Here is an 8,355-nt window from a genome sequence, read left to right as displayed (position 1 = left end):
GGGGTCGGGTGCCGCCTCCCGCTCGCGGCCCTCGCCCGCGCGCATGAGGCCGCTGGTGATGCATGCCCTCACGGTGCCCGCGCGACCCTGCGCATCGAGCGGCGCGTACGTCACCTGGCCCGGGGAGAGCGGGGCATCTATGTGCGCCTTCCCCACGAGCCTCACGTAGTTGGGGGCGTCCTGCTCCGACCATGCGGTCCAGGCGGGGGAGCCATCCCGGGAGGAGGCCGAGGGCTGTCCCGGTATGGGCGGCACGCATCCCGGCAGCATCCCCGCCATCAGGGCCAGCGACAGCGTGATGACGAGGGTCCCGCGCAGGCCGTGCCGAAGACGGCCTGCGACCAGGACCGCTGCCAGCACTATAAGCGAGACCACCACGCCCATGCCCACGCCCCCTCGTGAGACACGATTATAGCGACATGAAATGACCGTTGCCGTAGCACGGGACTTGGGGTACGATACTGGCCTACGCGGGCGTGGCGGAATTGGCAGACGCGTGCGGTTCAGGTCCGTATGAGAGCAATCTCATGAAGGTTCAAGTCCTTTCGCCCGCACCAGTTCACAGAGAGGGAGCTCCCGCGGGAGCTCCCTTTTTCGTGGACGCCTCTGGGGACGGGCGACGTTGCTACACGTTGTCGTCATCGAAGGCCGACCAACCGCTTTCGGAGTCATCCTCGTCATCAAAGAGATCCCAATCGTCCTCGGACCTCTCGTGGTTCTTGTACAGGCGATGCGTGCGACGTTCCAGCACCAGCGAGATGATGAAGAACAGCACGATGCCGCCGCCCACGAGGGTCAGCACGCCGGGCCGCGTGCCAAAGAGCCAATCAAAGAACCGTGACACCTGCTCCATCGCGCGCTCCTTCCATGAGGGAAGCCATGCATCGGCCGTATGGCCTCATCACAAGTATATACTTGGGCATCAGGTGTGCGCCGGACGCAGCCATGCCGCGTCGCCCATCGAGACGTAGCGACAACCGAGAGGACCGTCATGCTCGACATCAAGTTCGTTCGAGAGAATCCCGACATCGTGGACACGTCCTGCGCGTCTCGCCAGAATGCCCACTGGGACCGCGAACGCTTCTTCGAGCTCGACGAGGAGCGTCGCTCCACCATCACGGAGGTCGAGCGGCTGCAGGCCGATCGCAATGCCGCGTCCAAGCTCATCGGCCAGCTCATGCGCGAGGGCAGACGGGACGAGGCCGAGGCCGCAAAGGCCGAGGTCGCGGCTAACAAGAGACGCATCGCAAAGCTCAACGACAGGCGCGACCAGACCGAGGGGGAGCTCTTTGACCTGCTTGCCGCCATCCCCAACATCCCCCACGAGTCCGTGCCCTACGGCAGGGACGACTCCGACAACCCCGAGGTGCGCCGCTGGGGCGAGCCGACACGGTTCGCCTTCGAGCCCAAGGCCCACTGGGACCTCGGTCCCTCCTGTGGCATGATCGACTTCGATCGCGGCGTCAAGCTCGCCGGCACCCGCTTCTACCTGCTGGGAGGCACGGGCGCCCTCATGGAGCGCGCCCTCATCAACTTCTTCGTCGACCAGCACGTGCAGGCCGGCTTCAAGGAGTGGTGGCCACCCGTCATCACCAACCACGACTCACTCTTTGGCACGGGTCAGCTGCCCAAGTTCGACGAGGATCTCTTCCACGTGAACGGTGGCATGTACCTCATCCCCACGGCCGAGGTCATGCTCACCAACATCCATCGGGACGAGGTGCTCGACGGCGCCTCGCTGCCCCTGTGGTACACGGCCTTCACGCCGTGCTTCCGCGAGGAGGCGGGCTCCGCCGGCCGCGACACCCGTGGCATCATTCGCGTGCATGAGTTCGACAAGGTCGAGATGGTCAAGTTCGCCAGGCCCGAGGACTCCATGGACCAGCTCGAGTCCATGGTGGTCGAGGCCGAGAGCTGCCTGCAGCTTCTGGGCCTGCCCTACCGCGTGGTCACGCTCTGCACGGGCGACCTTGGCTTCTCCGCCACCAAGTGCTACGACCTCGAGGTCTGGCTGCCCAGCTATGATGCCTACAAGGAGATCTCCTCCTGCTCCAACTGCTGGGACTTCCAGGCCCGTCGCGCCAACATCCGTTACCGGGATCCCAAGGAGTTCAAGGGCACACGCCTGGTGCACACGCTCAACGGCTCCGGCCTGGCCGTGGGCCGCACGATGGCCGCCATCATGGAGAACTATCAGAACGCCGACGGCTCCATCACGGTGCCCAAGGCCCTGCGTCCCTACATGCGCGGCCTTGAGGCCATACGGCCGGAGCACTGACCGTGGGTCCCCGCCCTGCGGGGCGCCAGGGGGAAGGGGTTCCCTCCCCTCCCGAAAGGTAGTTGACAAATAGGAACAGTTGTTCTACTTTTAAGAAAAGCCGATGAGAGGAGCCCATGGCCATGGAAGAGTCAGAGGTCATATGGGAAGAGTCTGATGCCGACGAGCATCGTGTGGTACGCGTGGGGACCCATGGGGACGGCGTACGCATCGAGCAGGTGAGCTCTGGTCCCACCACGCGTCTGGTCTATGGGGAGACGCTCTATACCCAGCGCCTGGATATACGTGGCTGGGATGTGGTGGGTGCGCGAGATGCCCTGTCAGGCTTTCTCGAGCATGGAGGTGCGCTCATAGATGTGGAGGACGCCCTCGATGCGCTGGGCATCCCCTATACCTACAGCGGGCTGGGAAGCAAGGACGTCGTCTTCAGGCCACCAGTGGCCGACGGTACGCCCCCTCTCAAGCGGACGGCAGATCTTTCGTCATCGCCTAGCGGGTATGGGCGACCTTGTGGCACGGTACCGTCGCGTGCCCTGCACCGTCCTATAGCCTGATCCGCAGCTCGATGGGGCAGTGGTCGCTGCCATACACGTCCGAGAGGATGGACGCGCCCTCGATGCGGTTGGCCGCGTCGTCGCTCACCAGAAAGTAGTCGATGCGCCACCCCACGTTTCGCTCACGGGCGCGCATGCGATAGCTCCACCAGCTGTAGGCATTCGTACGGTCGGGGTAGAGCCTGCGGAAGCTGTCGGTGAAGCCCGCATCCAGCAGCCTGCCGAAGCTCGAGCGCTCCTCGTCCGAGAAGCCTGCGTTCTGATGGTTGGTGGCGGGGTTCTTGAGGTCGATCTCCTCATGGGCCACATTGAAGTCCCCACAGGTGATGACGGGCTTGTCCTCGGCAAGGCCAGACAGGAAGGCGCGGTAGCGCTCGTCCCACGTCATGCGCTCGTCCAGGCGGGCGAGCCCGTCCTTGGAGTTGGGCGTATAGACGTCCACGAACCAGTAGGTGGGAAACTCCAGCGCGCACACGCGCCCCTCGTCATCCGCAACGGGCGAGCCGATTCGTCGTATGACGGAGAGAGGCTCCTCCCGGCTGAAGACCGCGGTGCCCGAATAGCCCTTGCGCTTGGCATAGTTCCACGTCTGTGTGTAATCCGGGATGTCCAGCTCGATCTGGCCCTCCTGGAGCTTCGTCTCCTGGATGGCAAAGACATCGGCGTCGCACGAGGAGAACACCTCGGCAAAGCCGGGATCCTTCCTTATGACGGCGCGCAGGCCGTTCACGTTCCACGAGACGAGCGTGAGCTCGCGTCCTGTGGCGTCGTTGGTGGTGGTGGGCAAGGCGTCTCCTTGTTGGTTGGCGGGTGGCAGGGGCGGTGGGCCTATGGCTCCAGAACAATATAGTCGTCATTGCCGTCCGCCCGGCGGATGCGCTCGCGTATGTCCGCAGGATCGGGGTGCGGGCCGGCGTCGGGTGCGCCAAACAGGAACTCACGCCACTGGGGCAGGTCGCGCATCCCCTGGGCGTGGCCCATGTCATAGGCCGCCTCAAGGCGTGCGGTGTCGAGCGTGCTGTTCTGGACGGGCATCTCGTCGGGGTACACGACGAGACAGCGTCCCTCACGAGCCAGACGCTCCATGCGCCCCAGTTCGTCGTTGTAGCGCTCCCAGCGGGTGAGCAGGGCATGGCGCAGATAGGGATGATCCCGCGCGATCACGCCATACAGCATGCGGTCGCGTTTGGAGGGCGGCATCTTGCGATAGCCCTTGGGGCGCGTCGCCACGAAGAAGAACTTGTGGTAGCCCGCCTCCTCGGCCATGTGCAGGGGGATGCCGGCGCCGTGGCCCAGTCCGCCATCCAGCAGCACGCGGCCATCCATAGGCAGGGGCTTCATCATGCCGGGGAGCGTCGAGCTGGCACGCACCAGGTTGATGGTGGTGATGACGTCGGGCATGTCCTCCTTGCCAAACGTCAGTGTGCGGCCGCTGTCGCGCTCGAAGGCCTGGATGCGAATGCGTGTCGGGTTGGCCTGGAACGTGTCCCAGTCGAAGGGCAGGTACCCATCCTCCACGCAGCCCGCATAGAGATAGTCGGCATTGAAGTAGCCCATGCCCCGTACCAGGGAGGGTATGCCACCAATCTGCACGCCTGTGGGCTTGTGCCCCATGAAGGCCCACCGCGTGCGATGCAGGTCGCGCGAGACATAGTCGACCGTATGGCTTGCGCCGGCGGAGAGGCCACACACAAAGTCAAAGTACATCTGCTGTTCCAAAAGCACGCGCGCAATGCCCGCCGTGTAGGCCGCGCGGTAGCCGCCGCCCTCAAAGACCAGCGCACAATCGAGGATGTTGTTGGTGAGAGTGTCCATAGCCTACCCTTGGTCGTTTTTCCCAGTCTTCCCCTTTTGGGCGCCATCGTGCACCACCTGACAAAGGACAACGAAACCTAAAAGGGCGAGGCGCTACCATGGGCCCATGGCGTCAGGGGGAGGGCGATATGGCTCAGACGATCACAGACCCACATGAGGCGGCCCGCGCGCTCAGGGAGCATGTGGACAAGGCGCACGACATGGTGTTCTTTGGCGGGGCAGGCGTCTCCACGGCAAGCGGCATTCCCGACTTCCGCAGTCCGGGAGGCCTCTACCACCAGCACTTCTCCAGCGCGTACTCGCCCGAGGAGCTGCTGAGCCACCACCTGTACGTCGAGCACCCGGAGGAGTTCTTCGACTTCTACCGCACCATGATGTGCGCCCCCGACGCCAGGCCCAACCAGGTGCACAGGAAGCTTGCCGACCTCGAGCGGGAGGGCAGGCTTAGGGCCATCATCACGCAGAACATCGACGGCCTGCACCAGGCGGCGGGCTCCAGGAACGTCATCGAGCTCCATGGCTCCACGCACCGTAACGTCTGCCAGCGCTGTGGGCGCATGTATTCGCAGGAGTGGGTGCTTGCCACCACGGGGGTGCCGCACTGCGAGGCGTGTGGGGGCCCAATCAAGCCCGACGTGGTGCTCTATGAGGAGGCGCTGGACGAGCGCAACCTCGTGGCTGCCGTGACGGCCTTGAGCGAGGCGGACCTGCTCGTCATAGGCGGCACCTCGCTGGTGGTCTATCCGGCCGCCGGGCTTGTGAGCTACTTCTCGGGGAACGACCTCGTCATCTGCAACCAGGAGCCCACGCCCGAGGACGCCCGGGCCGACCTCGTGTGCGCCTGCGACATCGCCAGGGCGTTTGATTGGTAGCGGGGCCTCGCGTGGCGGTACAATCTCGCAGCGGGATGCGAACGGTCGTCCATGCCATCGCGGCGGGAGAGGGTCAGCATGACGGAACGGGCTCACATGGATCGTGCGAGGATCGAGCGGGGCGTGCGCCTCATGCTGGAGGGCATGGGCGAGGATCCCGAGCGCGAGGGCCTGCTCGAGACGCCCGCCCGGGTGGCGCGCGCCCTCGAGGAGAGCTGTGCGGGCCTCCATCAGGATCCCGCCCCCCTCTTCGAGAAGTCCTTTGACGCCCATTGCCACGAGATGGTCATCGTGCGCGACATCCCGTTCTATTCCCTGTGCGAGCATCACCTGCTGCCCTTCTTTGGCATGGCGCACGTGGCCTATCTGCCGGGCAGGGACGGCCGCGTCTGTGGCATCTCCAAGCTTGCCCGCGTGGTCGATGTGTACGCCAAGCGCCCCCAGATCCAGGAGCAGCTCACGCGCCAGGTGGCGGACGCCATCATGGAGGGGGTCGATGCGCTGGGCGTGCTCGTGGTGATGGAGGCCGAGCACCTCTGCATGACCATGCGCGGTGTGCGCAAGCCTGGCTCCAAGACCACCACCTCTGCCGTGCGCGGCGCCTTCGAGCACCATGGTGCCACGCGTGACGAGGCCATGAGCCTCATCATGCGAGGGAGCCGCTGATGCGGTAGGGAGGTGGTGGCTCGGCACGGGCGCTTCGTATCCTCGCAGCATAGCGGCTGCGCTACTTTGGCAGCTCCCTTGCCCCCGTGGCGAGCGGGGGACTACAATCAGAGGGCATATGGCCAAGGACGGCCCGCTTCTGGGAGGTACGAGCGCATGCTACGAGAGGACTACTCAACTTGGCGCTGTGGCAGGCACGAGCTGTCGCTCACGCGTCCGCGCGTCATGGGCATCCTTAACGTCACGCCCGACTCCTTCTCCGATGGGGGAGACAACTTCGACACGACGCAGGCCATCGCCCGGGCACTCCAGATGCTGGACGAGGGAGCCGACATCATCGATGTGGGTGGCGAGTCCACGAGGCCGGGGCACACGCCCCTCGCCGCGGAGGAGGAGGGCGAGCGCGTCGTTCCCGTCATCCGCGGCATCCTCGCGGCGGCGCCGTCGGCGATCGTCTCGATTGATACGCGCCACCCCGCCGTTGCCAAGATGGCCGTTCGCCTGGGTGTCTCCATCATCAATGACGTTTCCGGCTTTACGGACCCTGCCATGATCCAGGTGGCCGCCGAATCCTCATGCGGCTGCATCATCATGCACTGGAACAAGCTGAGCGGCGTCAGCAGCCGCCGTTCCGTCACGCTCGACTCCGCGCGCCCGGGTAGGCCCCCGCAGCAGCGCCAGATCCCCACTAGCACCAGGCGCTTCACGCTGCCCGAGGAGGCGCCGCTCATGCGCGAGATCATGGGCTTCTTGGGTGACCAGGCGCGCCTGGTCATGCGTGCGGGCGTCAGCCACGGCCGCATCTGCATCGACCCGGGCCCGGGCTTCGACAAGAACGCCGACGAGGACATCGTCATCCAGCGCGCCACGCACAAGCTTGCCTCCATGGGCTATCCCGTGGTGACGGCGGTGTCGCGCAAGCGCTTCGTGGGCTCGGTCTCCGGCGTGATCGATCCCGATGGGCGTGACGCCGCCAGTGTCGGCATGGCGCTCTCCGCCATCGAGCACGGCGCGCGCATCGTGCGCGTGCACGACGTGGCTGGTACCGCCCAGGCGCTCAACGGCTACTGGGCCGTCTCGAAGTCCGACTCGCGTCAGGGGTTCGTCTCGCTCGGCTCGAACCTCGGCGACCGCATGGCCAACCTCACGCGGGCGGTCAAGCTCATCAACCAGATTCCGCTCACGTGCGTCGTGCAGGTGAGTCGTGCCTATGAGACCGAGCCCGCCTACGGCATCGCGACGCCCGTGGCCAATGCCGTGGCCGAGATACGCAGCGAGCTGCACCCCGTCGTGCTCATTGACGCGCTGCTCAACGTCGAGGATCAGCTCAAGCGCATACGCGATCCCAAGCAGCCGGGGCATGGCCCGCGCACCATCGATTGCGACCTCGTCTTCGTGGAGGGCGAGGAGCATGCCGGCGGCAAGCTCACGCTGCCCCACCCGCACCTGGGCGAGCGCGACTATGTGCTCGTCCCCATGGAGGACCTCCTGCACGACCCCGTCCGCTTCCTCATGCATGCGGGCGTGCCCGTGTATGCGCCCGAGGAGCGCGTGGGCCATGTGACCGCCGAGCTTGGCGTGCTCGATTGGCAGTAGGCGCAGGCGACGTGCCCATGCCCGAGCAGCCGCACACCCTCGTCGTACGCCCCCAGATCCCCATGGCCCTGCTGGTGGGCGTCCCGTGGTGCGCTGCCCTGGGCGTGGTGGATGCCCTGAGGGCGATGGGTGCCACGGACGTGGGCATCGCCTGGCCGCATGACGTCGTGGTGGGTGGTGCGCTCGCGCTCTCGCTCGCGGCGCGGGGCGGCTATGACGATAGGGGCATGTTCGTGCGCCTCGCGCTTGCGGCCGCAGGCGATGTTCCGCGGCCCAGCCGATCCCTGCTCGGACGGGTCGACCGGGCGATTGCCGCGCGGCTGGGCGTGTGGGAGCGGGGCGTGGCCGCCCATGGCCCGCAGGCGGGACCCCTTGCCCCGTTCCTGTCCGAGTACTTCGACCTCGTGCACCTCATGGGACGCCCCGTGGAGGTCGTCCATCCCAACGGCCGCGTCTTCGACCGTGGCACGCTGGCGGGCATCGACGCATGGGGGCGTGCCGCCATCAGGCGCCCCGATGGCTCCGAGCTGGAGGTGGCGCCCGAGCAGGCGCGTCTGCGGGCTGTCCGCTAGCG

Annotated in this window: 9 protein-coding genes, 1 tRNA gene and 1 pseudogene; 7 read left to right on the top strand and 4 right to left on the bottom strand. The window is 66.0% G+C overall.

Annotation, left to right across the window (positions count from 1 at the left end; genetic code table 11):
* Positions 1-384 (bottom strand): annotated as a pseudogene (locus tag HMPREF1316_RS04225) (hypothetical protein); the annotation flags it as partial.
* Positions 385-470: 86 nt separating this feature from the next.
* On the opposite strand from HMPREF1316_RS04225, the gene HMPREF1316_RS04220 reads away from it, so the two are divergent.
* Positions 471-557, top strand: a tRNA-Leu gene (locus tag HMPREF1316_RS04220).
* Positions 558-625: 68 nt separating this feature from the next.
* On the opposite strand, the gene HMPREF1316_RS04215 is transcribed toward HMPREF1316_RS04220, so the two are convergent.
* Entirely contained in the window at positions 626-853 is a 228-nt protein-coding gene (locus HMPREF1316_RS04215; RefSeq protein WP_021725653.1) for a DUF6724 family protein, read from the bottom strand.
* A 138-nt stretch (positions 854-991) separates the two neighbouring features.
* On the opposite strand from HMPREF1316_RS04215, the gene serS reads away from it, so the two are divergent.
* Entirely contained in the window at positions 992-2,278 is a 1,287-nt protein-coding gene (serS, locus tag HMPREF1316_RS04210; protein ID WP_021725684.1) for a serine--tRNA ligase, read from the top strand.
* A 122-nt stretch (positions 2,279-2,400) separates the two neighbouring features.
* The gene (locus HMPREF1316_RS04205; RefSeq protein WP_156900996.1) at positions 2,401-2,832 is read left to right on the top strand and encodes a hypothetical protein; all 432 of its coding nucleotides are present in this window, start codon (positions 2,401-2,403) and stop codon (positions 2,830-2,832) included.
* Here HMPREF1316_RS04205 and HMPREF1316_RS04200 read toward each other — a convergent pair.
* Both HMPREF1316_RS04200 and HMPREF1316_RS04195 read right to left on the bottom strand, forming a co-directional pair.
* On the bottom strand, positions 2,822-3,619 hold the full coding sequence (locus tag HMPREF1316_RS04200) for an exodeoxyribonuclease III (RefSeq protein WP_021725656.1): 798 nt from the start codon (positions 3,617-3,619) through the stop codon (positions 2,822-2,824). The genes HMPREF1316_RS04205 and HMPREF1316_RS04200 overlap by 11 nt on opposite strands.
* Before the next feature lie 41 nt (positions 3,620-3,660).
* Positions 3,661-4,647 carry a patatin-like phospholipase family protein gene (locus tag HMPREF1316_RS04195; RefSeq protein WP_021725636.1) on the bottom strand — a complete coding sequence of 329 codons (987 nt, stop codon included), beginning with the start codon at positions 4,645-4,647 and terminating at the stop codon, positions 3,661-3,663.
* 128 nt (positions 4,648-4,775) lie between these two features.
* Here HMPREF1316_RS04195 and HMPREF1316_RS04190 point away from each other — a divergent pair, with 128 nt between their 5' ends.
* From HMPREF1316_RS04190 to HMPREF1316_RS04175, 4 genes are all read left to right on the top strand, one after another.
* The gene (locus tag HMPREF1316_RS04190) at positions 4,776-5,519 is read left to right on the top strand and encodes an NAD-dependent protein deacylase (RefSeq protein ID WP_040651309.1); all 744 of its coding nucleotides are present in this window, start codon (positions 4,776-4,778) and stop codon (positions 5,517-5,519) included.
* Positions 5,520-5,615: 96 nt separating this feature from the next.
* On the top strand, positions 5,616-6,185 hold the full coding sequence (gene folE / locus HMPREF1316_RS04185) for a GTP cyclohydrolase I FolE (RefSeq protein ID WP_040651341.1): 570 nt from the start codon (positions 5,616-5,618) through the stop codon (positions 6,183-6,185).
* Between the two features lie 156 nt (positions 6,186-6,341).
* Positions 6,342-7,781 carry a dihydropteroate synthase gene (folP, locus tag HMPREF1316_RS04180; RefSeq protein WP_021725685.1) on the top strand — a complete coding sequence of 480 codons (1,440 nt, stop codon included), beginning with the start codon at positions 6,342-6,344 and terminating at the stop codon, positions 7,779-7,781.
* Positions 7,772-8,353, top strand: a complete 582-nt coding sequence (locus HMPREF1316_RS04175; protein ID WP_156900995.1) for a hypothetical protein — start codon at positions 7,772-7,774, stop codon at positions 8,351-8,353. Before folP ends, HMPREF1316_RS04175 begins: the two co-directional genes overlap by 10 nt.
* The last annotated feature ends 2 nt before the right edge of the window (positions 8,354-8,355 follow it).

The organism is Olsenella profusa F0195, assembly GCF_000468755.1.
Classification (GTDB): domain Bacteria; phylum Actinomycetota; class Coriobacteriia; order Coriobacteriales; family Atopobiaceae; genus Olsenella_F; species Olsenella_F profusa.
This window is presented reverse-complemented; position numbering and strand designations above follow the sequence as displayed.